This is a genomic window from Deltaproteobacteria bacterium (assembly GCA_016208165.1).
In the GTDB taxonomy this organism is placed as follows: Bacteria; Desulfobacterota; Desulfarculia; order JACQYL01; family JACQYL01; genus JACQYL01.
The window spans coordinates 17,189-33,090 of sequence record JACQYL010000066.1 but is presented as its reverse complement, the minus strand read 5'-3'; the positions used below and the strand labels follow the sequence as shown (position 1 = coordinate 33,090).

11 protein-coding genes, 1 tRNA gene and 1 other RNA gene are annotated in these 15,902 nt (G+C 55.1%); all 13 read right to left on the bottom strand.

The window, feature by feature from the left end; translation table 11 throughout:
- Positions 1-13: 13 nt before the first annotated feature.
- The 13 genes from uvrB to HY788_14145 all read right to left on the bottom strand — a co-directional run bounded on the left by uvrB (position 14) and on the right by HY788_14145 (position 15,900).
- The gene (uvrB, locus tag HY788_14205) at positions 14-2,011 is read right to left on the bottom strand and encodes an excinuclease ABC subunit UvrB (protein ID MBI4775297.1); all 1,998 of its coding nucleotides are present in this window, start codon (positions 2,009-2,011) and stop codon (positions 14-16) included.
- Positions 2,012-2,032: 21 nt separating this feature from the next.
- Positions 2,033-3,511 (bottom strand): cysteine--tRNA ligase, encoded by a 1,479-nt coding sequence (locus HY788_14200; GenBank protein ID MBI4775296.1) that lies wholly within the window; start codon positions 3,509-3,511, stop codon positions 2,033-2,035.
- Between the two features lie 36 nt (positions 3,512-3,547).
- The gene (locus tag HY788_14195) at positions 3,548-5,008 is read right to left on the bottom strand and encodes a glutamate--tRNA ligase (protein ID MBI4775295.1); all 1,461 of its coding nucleotides are present in this window, start codon (positions 5,006-5,008) and stop codon (positions 3,548-3,550) included.
- On the bottom strand, positions 5,005-5,481 hold the full coding sequence (locus HY788_14190) for a 2-C-methyl-D-erythritol 2,4-cyclodiphosphate synthase (GenBank protein MBI4775294.1): 477 nt from the start codon (positions 5,479-5,481) through the stop codon (positions 5,005-5,007). Before HY788_14190 ends, HY788_14195 begins: the two co-directional genes overlap by 4 nt.
- A gap of 241 nt (positions 5,482-5,722) precedes the next feature.
- Positions 5,723-6,445 (bottom strand): 2-C-methyl-D-erythritol 4-phosphate cytidylyltransferase, encoded by a 723-nt coding sequence (gene ispD / locus HY788_14185; protein ID MBI4775293.1) that lies wholly within the window; start codon positions 6,443-6,445, stop codon positions 5,723-5,725.
- Positions 6,446-6,514: 69 nt separating this feature from the next.
- Positions 6,515-6,888: RNase P RNA component class A (rnpB, locus tag HY788_14180), an RNA gene on the bottom strand.
- A 131-nt stretch (positions 6,889-7,019) separates the two neighbouring features.
- Positions 7,020-7,754, bottom strand: coding sequence for a hypothetical protein (locus tag HY788_14175; protein MBI4775292.1), 735 nt, complete (start codon positions 7,752-7,754; stop codon positions 7,020-7,022).
- A 9-nt stretch (positions 7,755-7,763) separates the two neighbouring features.
- Positions 7,764-8,879 (bottom strand): Nif3-like dinuclear metal center hexameric protein, encoded by a 1,116-nt coding sequence (locus tag HY788_14170; GenBank protein ID MBI4775291.1) that lies wholly within the window; start codon positions 8,877-8,879, stop codon positions 7,764-7,766.
- A gap of 109 nt (positions 8,880-8,988) precedes the next feature.
- Positions 8,989-9,061, bottom strand: a tRNA-Ile gene (locus HY788_14165).
- A 120-nt stretch (positions 9,062-9,181) separates the two neighbouring features.
- Positions 9,182-10,984, bottom strand: a complete 1,803-nt coding sequence (rpoD, locus tag HY788_14160; GenBank protein MBI4775290.1) for an RNA polymerase sigma factor RpoD — start codon at positions 10,982-10,984, stop codon at positions 9,182-9,184.
- Positions 10,962-12,761 (bottom strand): DNA primase, encoded by a 1,800-nt coding sequence (locus tag HY788_14155; protein ID MBI4775289.1) that lies wholly within the window; start codon positions 12,759-12,761, stop codon positions 10,962-10,964. The genes rpoD and HY788_14155 overlap by 23 nt, the downstream gene beginning before the upstream one ends.
- A gap of 15 nt (positions 12,762-12,776) precedes the next feature.
- Positions 12,777-15,149, bottom strand: a complete 2,373-nt coding sequence (locus tag HY788_14150) for a Smr/MutS family protein (GenBank protein MBI4775288.1) — start codon at positions 15,147-15,149, stop codon at positions 12,777-12,779.
- Positions 15,150-15,453: 304 nt separating this feature from the next.
- Positions 15,454-15,900 (bottom strand): GatB/YqeY domain-containing protein, encoded by a 447-nt coding sequence (locus tag HY788_14145; protein ID MBI4775287.1) that lies wholly within the window; start codon positions 15,898-15,900, stop codon positions 15,454-15,456.
- Between the last annotated feature and the right edge of the window lie 2 nt (positions 15,901-15,902).

The window sequence follows — 15,902 nt, the reverse complement described above, 5'->3', positions numbered from 1 at the left end:
CGGTGCGGCACGCTCAGAGCACTTCCAATTCCATTTCTTTCAGTTCCTTGATGCGATCCCGGTATACGGCGGCTTCTTCGAAACGGAGTTCCTTGGCGGCGCCGCGCATCTTGGCCTCCAGATCTTTAATAAGGCCGCCGATCTCTTTGGTGGATTTATAGGGAACCTGGTCTTCGGCCACTTCGCCCCCGTCACCGGGCACGGCGACCGTGTAGTAGTCGGTTTCGTAAACCGAGCAAAGCACGTCGGAAATGTTCTTGCGCACGGTCTGTGGAGTTATGCCGTGTTCGGTATTATATGCCTCCTGGAGTTCCCGGCGTCGCTGGGTTTCCTGGATGGTGCGCTCCATGGAGGGGGTCATCCGGTCCGCATACAAAATGACTTCACCGTTTACGTTGCGGGCGGCGCGGCCGATGGTCTGAATGAGGGAGCGCTCCGAGCGCAGGAACCCCTCCTTATCCGCGTCGAGTATGGCTACAAGGCTGACCTCGGGCAAATCCAGGCCTTCCCTCAGCAGGTTTATGCCCACCATGACGTCGAATTTGCCCAGACGCAGGTCCCGGATGAGTTCGATGCGATCCAACGTGGAAATGTCCGAATGCATGTAGTTGACGCGCACACCCAGATTGGCCAGGTACTCGCTCAGATCCTCGGCCATTCGTTTAGTGAGGGTGGTCACGAGTACTCGCTCGTTTCGCTCGACGCGCCGTCGTATTTCCCCGTACAGATCGTCCACCTGGTTCTGGGCGGGATGGACCTCTACGGCGGGGTCGATGAGACCGGTGGGACGAATGATCTGTTCGACCACCCGGCCTTCGGCCTTGTGAAGTTCGTAATCGCCCGGTGTGGCCGAAGCATAGATGACCTGGTCTATCATTTCCTCGAATTCCTGGAAATTCAGAGGACGGTTGTCCAGGGCCGAAGGCAGCCTGAACCCGTATTCCACCAGGGTCTCTTTTCGGGAACGGTCTCCACGATACATGGCGGAAATCTGCGGAACCGTGATATGACTCTCGTCAATAATCAACAGGAAATCGTCCGGGAAGTACTCGAGGAGGGTAGGGGGGTGTTCTCCGGGACGCCTTCCGGTCAAGTGTCTGGAATAGTTCTCGATGCCGTGGCAAAATCCCAGCTCCCGAATCATTTCGAGATCGAACATGGTCCGCTCCTCGATGCGCTGGGCCTCGATAAACCGCCGTTGTTCCAGGAAGTACGCCACCCGTTCCTTCATCTCCTCCTTGATGGCTTTGGTCGCTTGCTGCAGGCGGTCCCGCGTAGTGACGTAGTGGCTGGCCGGGTAAACGGCCGCCCGTTCCACGGAACCGAGCGTTTTGCCTGTGAGGGGATCGAAGAGTTTCAGAGTGTCGACTTCATCGCCAAAGAACTCCACTCGGAGGGCCCGATCTTCTTCGTACGCGGGGAAGATTTCCACCACGTCGCCTCGAACGCGAAAGGCGCCACGGTGGAAATCGTAATCGTTGCGTTCGTAATGAATTTCCACCAGCTTTCGGAGCGCCTGATCTCGGGAGATTTCCATTCCCGGCTCGAGCATGAGCAGCATGCCGTAGTAAGCTTCCGGAGATCCCAGACCGTAGATGCACGAAACGGAAGCGATGATGACCACGTCGCGGCGATCGAGCAGAGAACGAGTGGCCGAATGACGCATCTTGTCGATATGTTCATTGATGTTCGCGTCTTTTTCGATGTAGGTGTCCGTGCTGGGGATGTACGCTTCGGGCTGGTAGTAATCGTAGTAGGAAATAAAATACTCGACCGCGTTGTGTGGAAACAGCTCCTTGAATTCGCCGTACAGTTGAGCCCCCAGGGTCTTGTTGGGGGCAATGATAAGGGTAGGGCGCTGGACCGTTTCCACCACCTTGGCCATGGTGAATGTTTTACCGGAGCCGGTCACGCCAAGTAAGACCTGATGTTTCAGTCTCATTTCAAGGCCCCGCGTCAATTCATCCACGGCACGAGGCTGGTCTCCCTTGAGGGTGAATTCCGTCTCCATCCGAAATCGCCGGTCGGCCACTCAGTTCGTCCTCCAGCGGGTCCCTTCCGGAGTATCTTCGAGAAGAACACCACGCCCCTCGAGGGAATGGCGGATCCGATCAGCTTTGGCCCAGTCTCTTTCTTTTCGCGCCGTGGTGCGTTCCTGGATCAGACGCTCGATTTCTTCGACGGAAACGCCTTCTTCCTCGAGCGCTTTCCGGGTTCTGGATTCGAAAAACGTATTCCACCCCATCTGAAACACACCGAGGGTCCTCGCCGTCTCGATCATTGCCGCTTGGCTGCGTTTGAGCACAAAGGCTTGTTCGGGGGTCGGAGCGCCGGCGATTTCGTCCAGAAACCGGTTCATGGATCGTACCAGGTCGAAGAGAAGGCCGGTGGCCTTGGCCGTGTTGAAGTCGTCATCCATGGCTTCCGCAAATCGGTCAGACAGGGTTCCGCTTTTTTCCAGCAGCTCGTCGGCCACGGTGGAAAGATTCCCGGAGGCAGGCGTCTCAGGCTCGACGCCGACGCAGATTTCATCTATGCGTTTCAGAGTGTTGTACACGCGTTCGACGCTGCTTTCCACTTCCCGCAGACTCTCGTCAGAGTAGTCGAGAGGACTCCGATAATGCTTGGACAGCAGAAAAAGGCGTACGGATTCCGGATGAAATTGTTTCAGGATGTCCCGTACCGTCAGAAAATTTCCCAACGATTTTGACATCTTTTGGCGATCGATGTTGATGAATCCGTTGTGAAGCCAGAAGCGAACGAAGGGTTTGCCGGTAGCGGCTTCGGCCTGGGCGATTTCATTCTCGTGGTGGGGAAAGATCAAATCCTTGCCTCCGCCATGGATGTCGAGGGTGGGTCCCAGAATCGAGGTACTCATGACGGAGCATTCAATATGCCAGCCCGGACGGCCTTCTCCCCAAGGGCTGCTCCAGTGCGGTTCCCCCGGCTTGGCGGCCTTCCAGAGCGCGAAGTCCAGGGGTTCTCGTTTGTTTTCGTCCACTTCGATCCGGACGCCGGTCATCAACTCGTCCGTATCTCTCCCGGACAGCTTGCCGTACCCGGGAAAGGAGGACACGGAAAAATAGACGCTTCCCTGGGATTCATAAGCGTGCCCTTTTTCCACGAGGAGTCGGATGGTCTCGATCATGTTGGGAATGTATTCCGTGGCCAGCGGCTCCTGGTCGGGATTCAAGGCTCCCAGGGCCGCCATGTCCTTTCGGAATTCCTGGATGAATTTTCCGGAGACGGCTTCGCACGTGCTCTGTTCCTGCTGAGCCCGCTTGATGATCTTGTCATCGACGTCCGTGAAATTTCTGACAAAACGGACTTCAAATCCTCTCTGCCGCAAGTATCGAACGATCACATCGAAGACAACGACGGATCGGGCGTGGCCAATGTGACTGTAATCGTATGCCGTGATGCCGCAAACGTACGCGTTGATTCGATTACCGGAGAGGGGCGTCAGCAGTTCTTTCTTATTGGACAACGTATTATATATGACTTGAGACATTCCACTACTCCATGATCCGGATATTCTGTGCTCGCTTTATCCTTGGTCTCTCTTCGACATCTCCAGGGCCCGGTGAATGCGTTCCAGTACTCTCTGTTTGCCGAGCACCAGCAGGACCTTATCCAATTCAGGACCTTGAGTGGAACCGGTAAGAGCGGCCCGCAGAGGGTGGTAGAAGCGTTTTCCGCGCAGTTCGGTTCTCTTTTGGGCGGATTTCAGCAAGCTTCCCACGGATTCCGGAGTGATCGCTTCGACTCCGGAAATGACGTCCGCTGTAGTTGAAAGCATTGGCCGTGTATCGGGTTCCGCAAGTTGAGTTCGCGCTTCCTCGGATATCTCCGGTTCGTCCGAAAGGAAACATCGCAGGAAAGAAACGGCGTCCTCGAGGGTGACTGCATTGGGGAGTATGGCCTCGACCGCTTCCGCCAACCATTCAGCCGGATATTCGTTTACGTTGAAACCCTCCTTTTCAAGGAAAGGAATCATCGCGCGTATAGCCTCGTCGGGGCTCAAGAGCCGCAAGTGCTGAGCATTGAACCAGTTCAGTTTGTCCGGATCGAAGGTGGCGCTTTTCTTGCTGAGGGACTGCAGGTCGAACATGTTTGCCAGCTCGTCCGCACCGTACACTTCCTTGGGACCCGGAAAATGGCCGCCGAGGTAGGCCAGGTAGTTGGTCAATGCCTGAGGCAGATAGCCTCTTTCGCGGAAGGCGGACACGGAAGTGACGCCGTGCCGTTTACTCAATTTGGCCCGATCCTTACCGACGATAAGGGCGTGATGGGCGAATTTCGGTGGCGTTGCACCGAAGAACCGGTACAAGAGAAGCTGTCTCGGAGTGTTGCTGATGTGATCTTCTCCCCGGATAACGTGGGTGATCTTCATGAGGATGTCGTCCACCACAACGGCAAAGTTATACGAAGGGACCCCCGTGGATCGCACCACGATGAAATCGCCAAGCGTATTCGCGGGAAACGTAATCGGACCATGCAGCTCGTCTTCGAGGGAAACCGCGCCTGAACCCACGCGGAAGCGCAGGGTAGGGATCATGCCTTCGTTTTCCAGTTTGTCTCGTTCAGCCTGAGTCAGGCGGCGACATCTCCCCGAATACCGGGGAGGCAGGCCCCGCGCGAGCTGTTCTTTACGCTCGCGTTCGAGGTCCTCTTGCGAGCAATAACAGGGATAAGCCTGATCGGATTGTTTTAGCCGCTCGAGAAATTCGTGATAGATTTCCAGACGCTCCGTCTGCCGATACGGGCCGTAAGGGCCTCCGACGTCCGGTCCCTCGTCCCAGCGGATACCCATCCACTGGAGCTCTTTCATGGTCGATGTGATATATTTGGTCGCAGACCGATCCAGATCGGTATCCTCGATCCGCAGAACCATCTCGCCGTTATGCCTACGTGCGAACAGCCAATTAAACAGAGCGGTTCGAGCGTTGCCGATGTGCAGTTCTCCTGTGGGACTGGGAGCAAAGCGGACCCTCACCCTGTCACTCATGTATTCTCCTCGAGAAGGGCGACCGCGAAAACGGCAATACCTTCGCCGCGCCCCACAAATCCCATTGTCTCGTTGGTTTTGGCTTTGACGCCGATGCGCGTGGGGTCCATACCGAGGACCCGGGCCATGGCGCCGCACATATCCGATATATAGGGTCTCAGTTTCGGCGCCTCCGCAATCACGGTTGCATCTATATTCACCGGCTTGAGGTGGTGATCATGCAACAGGTCGCGTATTTGCCGCAAGAATTCAAGACTGGACCGGTCTTTGTTGGCCGGATCCGAGTCCGGAAATAGAGCGCCGATGTCACCCAATCCGGCGGCTCCAAGCAGGGCGTCGCAGATGGCGTGGATCAGCGCGTCCGCGTCCGAGTGTCCGGATAAGCCCAACGTATGCTGAATTTCCACTCCACCGAGAACCAGTTTGCGTCCTTCGAGAAACCGGTGGCTGTCGTATCCTATACCTACACGCATGTTGACCGATGCGTCTCTCCGTCTGACGGTAAGGGTTTCAAACGTTGCGCCTTTCCCTCTTTCCTCTGGGCCGGGCCGGAACGGTCCGGGCCGATTCACCGTCCGTACTTAAGCAAAAGAATGGGGTCAGCACAAGGGTCTTTTTCACGGGTCCGGAAAAACCGGAATCCGGCAAAGCGTCTGATGCCCAGAGGTTTCCCCGATCAACAGGGCCGATTGATGGGCTTGCTTACGTATTCGTTCAGGAAGCAGATCCATTTCCAAGCGCTTCGGCGAGCTTGAGATCCGCGGGTGTGGTAATTTTGATGTTCTGTGGAATGCCGGGAACGATCTGCACCGTATATCCCAGCGCCTCGATCAGCATGGCATCGTCCGTAGCGTAAAACCGTCTTTCTCTGGCCTTTGTGTGCGCCTCCCATATCAGGCTGCGCCTGAACGTTTGGGGAGTTTGAGCCAAAAAGATCCGGTTACGGTCCAGCGTTCGAGCCACCGTGGCGCCGTCTTCGGACAGTTTCACCGTTTCATGCGCCGGCTGAGCCGCTATGGCAGCGCCCTTTTCGTACGCCGCGAGAATCGTGTTCGCGATGAGTTCAACGGTAACCAGGGGCCTCACGCCGTCATGTATCGCGACCACGTCCGCGGTTTCCGGTACCGCGCATAGCCCGTTGAATACGGAATCCTGTCGCTCTTTGCCGCCGGGGACGACGTCACGGACCTTGTGAAAATGGTACCGGTCAATGATTTCATCCCGGCAAAAATCGAGTCGGTCTTCCGGCGTGACCACTATGATGCCGTCTATGCTTGCGGATTGTTCGAACACTTCGATCGTCCGGGCAAGTATCGGTTTTCCCCACAGGTGCAAGAACTGTTTTTGCAGGGGAGTTCCCATGCGCAAGCCTTGCCCGGCAGCGGGGATAACGGCATAACAGAAAGGTCTGGGTATGGGCTCGTCGCTGTATTTCATATTCCGGGAGCTGTGGGTTGAGAAGGGTACACCCGGACCGATACGACCGGTGTTCCAGAGAAAAAGAAGTGCCGGAGCAGTCCATAAGCCGAGTTCTGTTCCCCGCACAGGTTGCCCGATGCGGGGCGGTGATCATTCATCTAGGATTCCGGTTGCCCGGAACCTCGAGCGACCTACCCGAGGGCAAAAGACGGGCCGCCTTGTAGCGCCCTCCTATTTGGTCTTGCTCCGGGTGGGGTTTACCTAGCATTCGATGTCACCATCGAATCTGGTGAGCTCTTGCCTCACCGTTTCACCCTTACCTCCGATACGGAGGCGGTTTGTTTTCTGTGGCACTTTCCTTAGGGTCGCCCCCAGTCCGCGTTACGGACCACCCCGCCCTGTGGAGCTCGGACTTTCCTCCCGCTCCCACGAGGAGAGCCGGCGATCACCTGGACTACTCCGGCACAAAATGTTCGGAAACACTCGTTTCGTCGGACCTCAAAGGACCTCAAAGATCATCCCTGCACGGAACAACCGTACCAAAACCCGTCCCACTTTTGAAGATCAGCGTGAATCGGAAGATTCCGCCCCGCTATTGACCCGCAGAGCCTTCCAGATCTTCGTGATCGAGCCAGTAGATGATCCGCTGGCAGTTGGGACAACTCAGCAACTGATCGTTCCGCAAGAGTTGGTTGTACACCTGAGGCGGAATGGACATATTGCAGGCCATGCATATACCGTCCCGAACGCCCGCCAATGCTTGTCCCCCGGGGGCGCTAGTCAGGGCCTCGTATCGTTCCAACAGGTTCTTTTCGACCGCACAGGCCAATTTCCCCCGAGCCTCCAACCGCCTGTCGATTTCGGCTTGCGCCACTTCCAGTCTCGCCTTGAGGTCCCTGATCTCCGTCTCGAGGCCGGGCTTCGCCGCTTCCAATTTCTCGAGCAAACCGGCCTTTTCTTTGCCCAAGGATTCCGACTCCTCCAGAATGGAAAGGACTTCTTCCTCCTTGGTTTTCATCAGCACCTTCAAGTCTTCGACCTCTTTCATGGTGGCCCAATACTCGCGGTTTGTTTTCACCCGTGAACGTTTCGAATTGCTCTTGGCAATGTTCGAACGGATCTCCTCGAGCTCTCTTTCCGCCTGGTTCTTGCGCTCTTCGACTACCAGAAGACGATTTGTACAATCTTCGAGACCTTCTTCCGCGCCATTGACCCGCTTTTCCAGCTGCTGAATTCTTGCAGGTATCGCTTTGTAGTCAAGCTGAAGTTGCCGAATGACGCCGTCTTCTCCGGCCAGTTCAAGAAGTTGCTTTATGATTTCGATCAAAACCCCTCCCTATATATACTGAAATACGTCTTTTTCTTCTTGGAACACCACAGCCCTGAATTCCGGCAGAAGCGGCCTGAACCGACGATCGAGAATGACGGATAGTTCGTTCAGCACCGGCCTTTCCGAAGCGAAATGGCCCACGTCCAACAGGGCCAAACCGCGGGCGGATGCTTCCAACGCCTGATGATAGGTAAACTCACCGGTAATAAAAACGTCCGCGCCTTTTCGTAGCGCGTGAGGATACAGCGACGCACCTGAGCCACCGCATAATGCGACGGTTCGAATGGGTTTGAGGCGATCGCCAACGCACTTGATACGTTCCAGCCCCAGCCGTTCGGAAATCCGTCGCGCCAGATGTTCGAGAGTCGTGGGTTCGGATAATTTTCCCCATCGGCCCGTTCCTCCCGAGTGCGTAGGATTCAACAATGGAATCACGTCATAAGCCATCTCTTCGTAAGGATGCACCTCGCGGGCCTTGGCCACGGCCTCTCGGATACGATCGCGAGGCACCAACACCTCGATGCGGACCTCGTCGGCTTCGCTCGTCACCCCGACTTTTCCTTCGAACGGCGCCGCCCCCTCCATGGGGGTGTAAGTTCCGGCGCCGGGCAGATTGAACGAGCAGCCGGAGTATTTACCGATCCTACCTCCCCCTGCAGAGAAGATGGCCTGACGCAGCAGGTTCTGAAAATCTCCGGGTACGAAGACTACCAGCTTCGCCATGCGTTCCGACGGCTCCTCCGCGAGGACGTCCTGCACCTCGATCCCGAGCAGACGCGCCAACACGTCGTTTACGCCTCCCGAGGTTGCGTCCAGGTTGGTGTGTGCGGAGAATACGGCGATGTCGTGTTCGAGAGCCAGTTTGACGAATTGGGTGACAGGATCGTGGTAATGGAGTCTTTTTAGAGGCTTGAAGAAAAGAGGGTGATGGGTGACGATGAGCTGAAATTCAAGTGACTTGGCTTTGTGGAGAGCTTCGAGGGAAGGGTCCAGGGCCAGAAGAACCGAATCCAGGGATCGGTCCGGATCTCCTATCTGGAGTCCTACTTCGTCCCAATCCTCCGCCAAATGCGGAGGAGCCAAAACTTCAAGAAACCCTATGACATCCTTGACCCTTAACATATCAAACCGGCGAAAAATAAAGATGAGGGCGTACCTTTTGGTGAACGCCCCCTTAGGCCGACAAGCGACCCTGATCTTCTATAGAGGTATGAGATTCCGTCCATGAATGTGGGCCCACCAGGGGTCGAACCTGGGACCTTCCGGTTATGAGCCGGTGGCTCTGCCAACTGAGCTATGGGCCCGCTTGTTAATTCCAACATCTATAGGATCAGTCTTGGAATCCTGTCAAGTAAAACCCAGTCGCAACCGCCAAAAAAGGCCAACGCGCGGGTACTCGTTTACCCGCACACGCCGGCAAACGCCTAGCTCTCGACAAACGCTTTGAGCTTGCGTGCCCGACTGGGATGCCTGAGCTTGCGAAGCGCCTTGGCCTCGATTTGCCGAATGCGTTCGCGGGTTACGTCAAAGACCTTGCCCACTTCCTCGAGCGTATGATCCGCTTTTTCGCCAATACCGAATCGCTTCCGCAAGACTTTCTCTTCCCTCGGGGTCAGTGTGGCCAGTACTTTTCGGGTCTGCTCGCTCAAGTCCAGATTGATCACCGCCTCGGACGGCGACATGACCTTTTTATCTTCGATGAAGTCCCCCAGGTGACTGTCTTCCTCCTCGCCTATAGGGGTTTCGAGGCTGATGGGTTCTTTGGCGATTTTCAGGACCTTTCGCACTTTCTCGAGGGAGAATTCCATCTTTTCCGCAATCTCTTCAGGAGTGGGTTCCCGTCCGTACTCTTGAACGAGGTACCTCGAAGTGCGGACCAGCTTGTTTATGGTTTCTATCATATGAACGGGGATTCGTATCGTCCTTGCCTGATCCGCTATCGCTCGGGTTATGGCTTGACGTATCCACCACGTGGCGTATGTGCTGAACTTGTAGCAGCGCTGATACTCGAACTTGTCCACGGCCTTCATGAGACCGATGTTGCCTTCCTGTATCAAATCCAGAAACTGAAGGCCTCTGTTCGTATATTTCTTGGCGATGCTGACCACCAACCGCAGGTTCGCTTCGACGAGCTCTCTCTTGGCGTTATTGGCGACTTCCCACCCTGTCAAGATATGCCGATAGTTTGCTTTGAGCATGCTGGCCGTGGTCCTGCAGCGACATTGCGCCTCTTCTATGATTTTAAAGTTCTTTCTGAAATCCTCACATACGCGTTCCAGAAGCTCTTTGGGAATTCCCATTTTTTCACAATAGGACGACCGCTTTTCGACTCCCTCGCTCGTGGAGAATTCCTCGAGGCTACTAATGGACAGGCCCGTTTCCTCGGAACATTTCCTGATGGCTCTCTCGGCTCGTTGGATGTTTTTCACTTCTTTTCTGAGTCTATCCGAGACGCGCTGGACAGGCCGATTGTCGAATTTCAGATTCGATAGAACTTCAATGATCCGCGTTTTGCAAGGCTCCAATTCAGGAGAGCAAGTGCTTTCGCCGACCCAGGATTCGTCCTTCATCTGGACTGCGTCGTCCGATTTCAGATAGCCCAGCGGATCCGGGAAATCTTGCTTTGTAAAGAGTTGCTCGTACTCGGAGGCAATGGCCATGACTTTGTCCAGGCGTTCCAGCAAGTCCAGTCTGAGCCTGTTTTCAGCCTCGGAATAGGGCTCCTCGTCGTCGTCGATTCCGGTGATGATCTCCTTAGGTTTGATCTCTTCACGAACCAGTTGGTCCCGAGTTTCCCTGAGTTCCTTGAGACCCAGCCAGGAAGTGAAAATCGTCTCCAGGACCATTTTCTGCCCCTCTTCGATCCGTTTGGCGATTTCCACCTCGCCTTCGCGGGTGAGAAGAGAGACCATGCCCATCTCGCGCAGATACATCTTCACCGGGTCGGAGATTTTTCCGGCGGGCTCAATGGCGTCGGCAGCCGGTTTGACGTCTCCGGCGTCTTGATCCGCGGCGGCATCCGCTGCAGCGGCCTTGATTTTGAACTGTTGGGGGCTGTCCACGACTTGAATATCGAGTTCATCGAACATCATCAGCATGTCGTCGATGAGTTCGGACGAAACAATGTTATCCGGTAAAGAGTCATTGAGCTCTTCGTACGTAATGTACCCCTTCTCTTTACCCAAAGAAATTAACCGCTTGAGCTCATCCATGTTTGACTTGGCCATAAACGGTATCCTCTTGCATGGTTTGTGTTTTTTGCGCGATCAGTTCTTTTTGCTCGCGCAGTAGAGACAGTAGCAGTTCGCAGTCTTCGTTCTTCTCGGCCTCCCGAATGCGTACCGTCAGTTTTTTTTCTTGTTCCAATATCTTCTTAAGTCGATAAGCACGTAATAGGTCACGCGCAATCTCCTCGGCGTACTCTTCCTCACCTTCATCCTGTCCCGCCACCAATCGAGCGATGATCTTCTTGGAATCCGCATCGGAATGACGCGCCACCAGTCTGGCGACATCGATCGAGCCTTCCTCTTCGAACAGGTTCAAGAGAGAATCAAAGAGCGCTTTTATGGGTTGCGAATTAAACTGCACGCCCAATTCCTCCTCCAGAAAAGCGGCAACATACTGGGGATTCCGAATGAAAAACCCCAGCGTGTTCTCCTCCGTTCTTAAAGACACATCCTGTAGGACAACGGGTTGAGATACTGAATCCGTTCTTTTCGAGCCTCCCTGAACCGCCTTCCAGACGATTTCATCATCCACTTGCAGAGATCTGGATAAACTGGCGACGGCTTCCATCTGCTGTATTCTGCCTCGAAGAGATCGGATGAGAGGTACGATCTCGTCCAGGATATCTTCCTTGTCCGTCGCACTGCGGATATCTCTTTTCAGGACCCGGTTCAGGCAAAAGTCCATAATGGGAACCGCGTCATCCAGATGGCGAAGAAACGCTTCCCTGCCCACTCGTCGCACATACTCATCCGGATCTTCCCCGGGATCGAACTGAAGCGCGGTAGCCCGGACATCTTCCTCGAAAAATAGGGGCGCGGCCCTGAAGGCGGCTTTCCTGCCCGCTTCATCGGAATCGAATGCGACCACCACGGTCGCTCCCGCACGCTTCAAGAGCCGAACCTGTTCGCGCGTCAAGGCCGTTCCCAAGGACGCCACGACATTCCGGATGCCATACGCGTTGAGAGCAAGCAGATCCATGTATCCTTCCACAAGCAGCAATTGTCCCGCCCGTCTGCCCTCCTTCAAACCCATGTGCAGGCCGTACAGAGCCCGACCTTTGTGATAAATGGGCGTTTCGGGCGAATTCAGGTACTTGGGCAAGGTTTCGTCCATCACCCGTCCCCCTAAACCCATTACCCGGTTCTGGGGATCCATGATGGGATAAATAATCCGCTCGCGAAAACGGTCATAGTGACTTGTCTTCTTGCCCGGAACGAGAAGCCCCGCCGTTACCGCCTCAGAAAGATCGACTCCTTTACGCTTGAAAACGTTTACTAAATTATCCCATCCCGGTTGTGCGAATCCCAGGCGAAATTCACGAATGATCTCTTTTCCGATACCTCGTTTTTCGAGATAGTCGCGCGCCGGCCGGCCTTGATCGTCTTGAAGCAGGCTTCGGTGGTAATACGAAGCGGCAAGCTCATTGAGTTCGTACAGCCTCTGCTTTTCTTCATTTTCCTTCGAATCCTTCGGCCTCTTTCCTCCTTTGTACGAAAGGGGCACGGCAAATCGAGCCGCCAGCTCGCGCACGGCTTCGCCAAAAGAAAGGTTGTGATATTTCATATAAAAGGAAAATACGTCACCACCTTCTTGACAGCCGAAGCAGTAAAAGGTTTGGGTGGTCGGATTCACCGTAAACGAGGGATTAGTCTCCTTATGAAACGGACATGGCGCTCGATAATACGCTCCCGCTTTCTTCAAGGGCACCACGGAAGAGATCGTCTCGACGATGTCCGCCGCACGTCTTACTTCTTCCAATGTGTCGTCAGGGGCCATTTCCGTTTCTGCCGATCACGTCCTAAGTTCGACTTCAGTGACTCCCACACCGCCCAGGTGAGGTTCCTTATGGCGAAAATCTTTGACCTGGGCGTGGTCCTTGAGATAAAGCCGGATAGCCGCTTTCAGTCTTCCCGTGCCCACACCGTGTATGAGATCGATCTGATCGACGCCGGAAATCAGGGCGCTGTCTATGGTCTTATCCAGAAATTGCAGCGCGTCTTCAACCGTCATGCCCTGCAGGTTCACCTCTCGAGTGGGGTGTGGGAACGAATCCACGTCCACCCGGTGGCCCGCGGATACCGGGGCGGCAGGTTGAACAAATTCAAGATTGACGGCCTGAGTCCGAACCTTCATTCCCTTTATGATAACTTGTGCGGCTTCTCCGTTATCATCCAGAGACACCAGGACGCCCGTCTGATTCGAGCCTTTGATTCTGACCCTGCAGCCGGGAACCAATCGTTCCAATTGGGGCTTTCTGGGTATTCGCGTAGGTGGATTCAACTTCGCCAACAGGAGCTTCTGCGCTCGTTTCAGCTCATCCTGCAGCCCCGTCGTATCCGTCGTATCCGGTGCTTCTTCCGGAGGGCGCTTCGCCTTCAGCAATATTCTTCGGAAGTTGGACTCCGCCCGACGTACTAACTGCTTCGCATGTTCGCGCTCCTCGGTGAGGATACGATGACGCTCGCGTTCGAGTTCACGGGAAAGCCCCTCGTAGGCCTTCTTGGCTTCTTCCAGTTGGCTCTTCAGCAACCGCACCCGCTTTTCTGTGTCTTTCAACTCACGGTAGGTCTTGTCCAGGTCCTGGATTAAGTGGATCGTCCGTTTGTCACCGGGGGAGAGATGATGCTCCGCGGCCTGCAAAATCTCCCGGGACATCCCCAGCGTCCGTGCGATCTGAATGGCATTGCTTGCGCCCGGGACACCGTAGGTCAGTGAATACAGAGGCGTGTGCGTCGTTTCCTCGTAGTCCACCGACACGTTCATCGCATGACTTCGGGTGGTGGCGTATCCTTTCAACCCGTTGTAATGGGTTGTGACCAGGGTTCGACAGCCCATGGAATCCAGCTTCTCGAGGATGCTCAGCGCCAGCGCGCTTCCCTCGACCGGATCCGTGTTCGTGCAGATTTCATCGAGCAGGACCAAAGAGTTGGGACTTATCTTTTCGAATATGGACATGATCCGTTTCATCTGAGAGGAAAAGGTGCTCAAATCAAGCACCAGGTCCTGATTGTCCCCGATTACAGCGAATACCTGGTCAAAAACCACGGCATGGGCAGGTTCCCCGGCGGGCGCGTGCAACCCCGACTGGACCATTAGACTCAGGAGTCCCAAGGTCTTGAGCGCGGCGGTCTTGCCGCCCATGTTGGCCCCTGAAACCACAAGACATCGAATCCCTTCCGGAAACTCGAGGTTGATCGGTTTGGGTGCAAACCCTCCCAGGCGTTTGTAGCGAAAAGCCAACAGGGGATGGGTGGCGTTGATATAACCGGGCCCAACCATACCGATTTCGGGCTCGACGGCGTCAAGAGCGCGGCTCATTTTGCCTTTTGACCAGATCATATCCAGTAGGGATAATGTCTCGAGATTGGTCCGTAGGGCGTCCATATTCGAGCGGAGGCAATCCGTAAGGGCCATGAGGATCCTTCGAACCTCGTCGCGCTCCTGGCGAACCAGCATACTCAACTGGTTGTTCAGTTCGACGGTTTGGGAAGGCTCGATGAAGCAGGTGGCTCTGCTGTGGGACATGTCGTGGATGATGCCGGGCAGCGCATGACGCAAACCGGACTTCACAGCCACTACGTACCGATCGTTCCGAAAGGTGATGAGCTTATCCTGCCAGACATCCTTGAGCACAGTCTTGCTGAGAAGCCCTTCGAGGCTATCGAGAATTTTCTGTTTCTCTTTCGGGAGCCTGTGCCTTATCCTGGCGAGTTCAGGACTGGCGTCGTCGCGAACCGTTCCGTCGATATGGATTGTGCGTTCGATTCTTTGCTGCAGGTCGTTCAGGGAGACCAGTTTTGCGAGGTAGGCAGCCAGAAAAGGGAAGGGTGCACGGTCTTCCTGGATAAAAGCTCGCGCGTTTTCAGAAGCCTGAACGAAAGACAATACGTTTAGAAAGTCCTCGCCTTCCAGTGCGAACCCCGGCATGGAGGCCTGTTCCAAAATCGGACGCACCTCGGGAAACGAACTCAACGGACATCCGGCGCCGCTGTCCAGCAGTCTTTGGACTTCGGAGACCTCTTTGAGCTGAGAACGTACAGTCGATTCGTCGTGGCTGGGCCTGATGGCCAAACACCGCTCACGGCCTATGGAGGACACGGCATACTCGGCGAGATGCCTGAGCAACGCCGGGTACTCAAGATCCTCTAAACTCTCTTGATCCATAGAAAAAGGCCTGAATGAAGATCTTCAACTCAGGCCATTTCCTCCTCGCCGGTGCCCCGCGGTAACGCGTTGTCACCACTTGAGTGAACTCCGAAGAGAATTACTTCGTGATGGATACGAATGCCGTCTCCCAGTACAAGTTTAGAGCTCGTTATCGGAGTTTCCCGTACGACATGACATTGAAGGCTCCGACTGTTTGCCGAGCCGACTCGCTTTGTCGGCAGGCGGTGCGCACAGTGATACAAGAGCCTCTGCCTCATGTCCGCCGACACTCCAGGTTGCGGCCGCGAGCGCCGAAAGAAGTTCAGCCGGCGAGCTGTTTCTTGACCATCTCGCTGACTTCTTTTCCGTCGGCGCGTCCCGCGAAGCGACGCATGGCTTCTTTCATGACTTTGCCCATATCCTTCATGCCCGAAGCGCCCATTTCGGCAATAATGGCGTCGATGCCGTTTTGCAGTTCCTGCCGGTCGAGGGCCTTGGGCATGAACGATTCCAGGATGGCCAGCTCTTGTTCCTCCTTGTCCGCCAGATCGGACCGATTTCCCTGGCGGAACTGGTCAATAGCCTCTTTCCGCTGCTTGACCTGGGAGGAAAGCACCCTGAGGATTTCGTCGTCATCCAATTTTCTAATAAGTTCGACTTCCTTGTTTTTCAAGGCCGCACGAACCAGGCGAAGTACGGACACCCTCAAAGCATCTCTGGACTTCAAAGATTCTTTGAACGCCGAATCCAGGGTTTCGTAGAGGGACATAG

Excerpts from the sequence above, each read along its gene's own strand:
- uvrB (MBI4775297.1), bottom strand. The coding sequence starts at position 2,011 with ATGGAGACGGAATTCACCCTCAAGGGAGACCAGCCTCGTGCCGTGGAT.
- HY788_14200 (MBI4775296.1), bottom strand. The coding sequence starts at position 3,511 with ATGTCTCAAGTCATATATAATACGTTGTCCAATAAGAAAGAACTGCTG.
- HY788_14195 (MBI4775295.1), bottom strand. The coding sequence starts at position 5,008 with ATGAGTGACAGGGTGAGGGTCCGCTTTGCTCCCAGTCCCACAGGAGAA.
- HY788_14190 (MBI4775294.1), bottom strand. The coding sequence starts at position 5,481 with ATGCGTGTAGGTATAGGATACGACAGCCACCGGTTTCTCGAAGGACGC.
- ispD (MBI4775293.1), bottom strand. The coding sequence starts at position 6,445 with ATGAAATACAGCGACGAGCCCATACCCAGACCTTTCTGTTATGCCGTT.
- HY788_14170 (MBI4775291.1), bottom strand. The coding sequence starts at position 8,879 with ATGTTAAGGGTCAAGGATGTCATAGGGTTTCTTGAAGTTTTGGCTCCT.
- rpoD (MBI4775290.1), bottom strand. The coding sequence starts at position 10,984 with ATGGCCAAGTCAAACATGGATGAGCTCAAGCGGTTAATTTCTTTGGGT.
- HY788_14155 (MBI4775289.1), bottom strand. The coding sequence starts at position 12,761 with ATGGCCCCTGACGACACATTGGAAGAAGTAAGACGTGCGGCGGACATC.
- HY788_14150 (MBI4775288.1), bottom strand. The coding sequence starts at position 15,149 with ATGGATCAAGAGAGTTTAGAGGATCTTGAGTACCCGGCGTTGCTCAGG.
- HY788_14145 (MBI4775287.1), bottom strand. The coding sequence starts at position 15,900 with ATGTCCCTCTACGAAACCCTGGATTCGGCGTTCAAAGAATCTTTGAAG.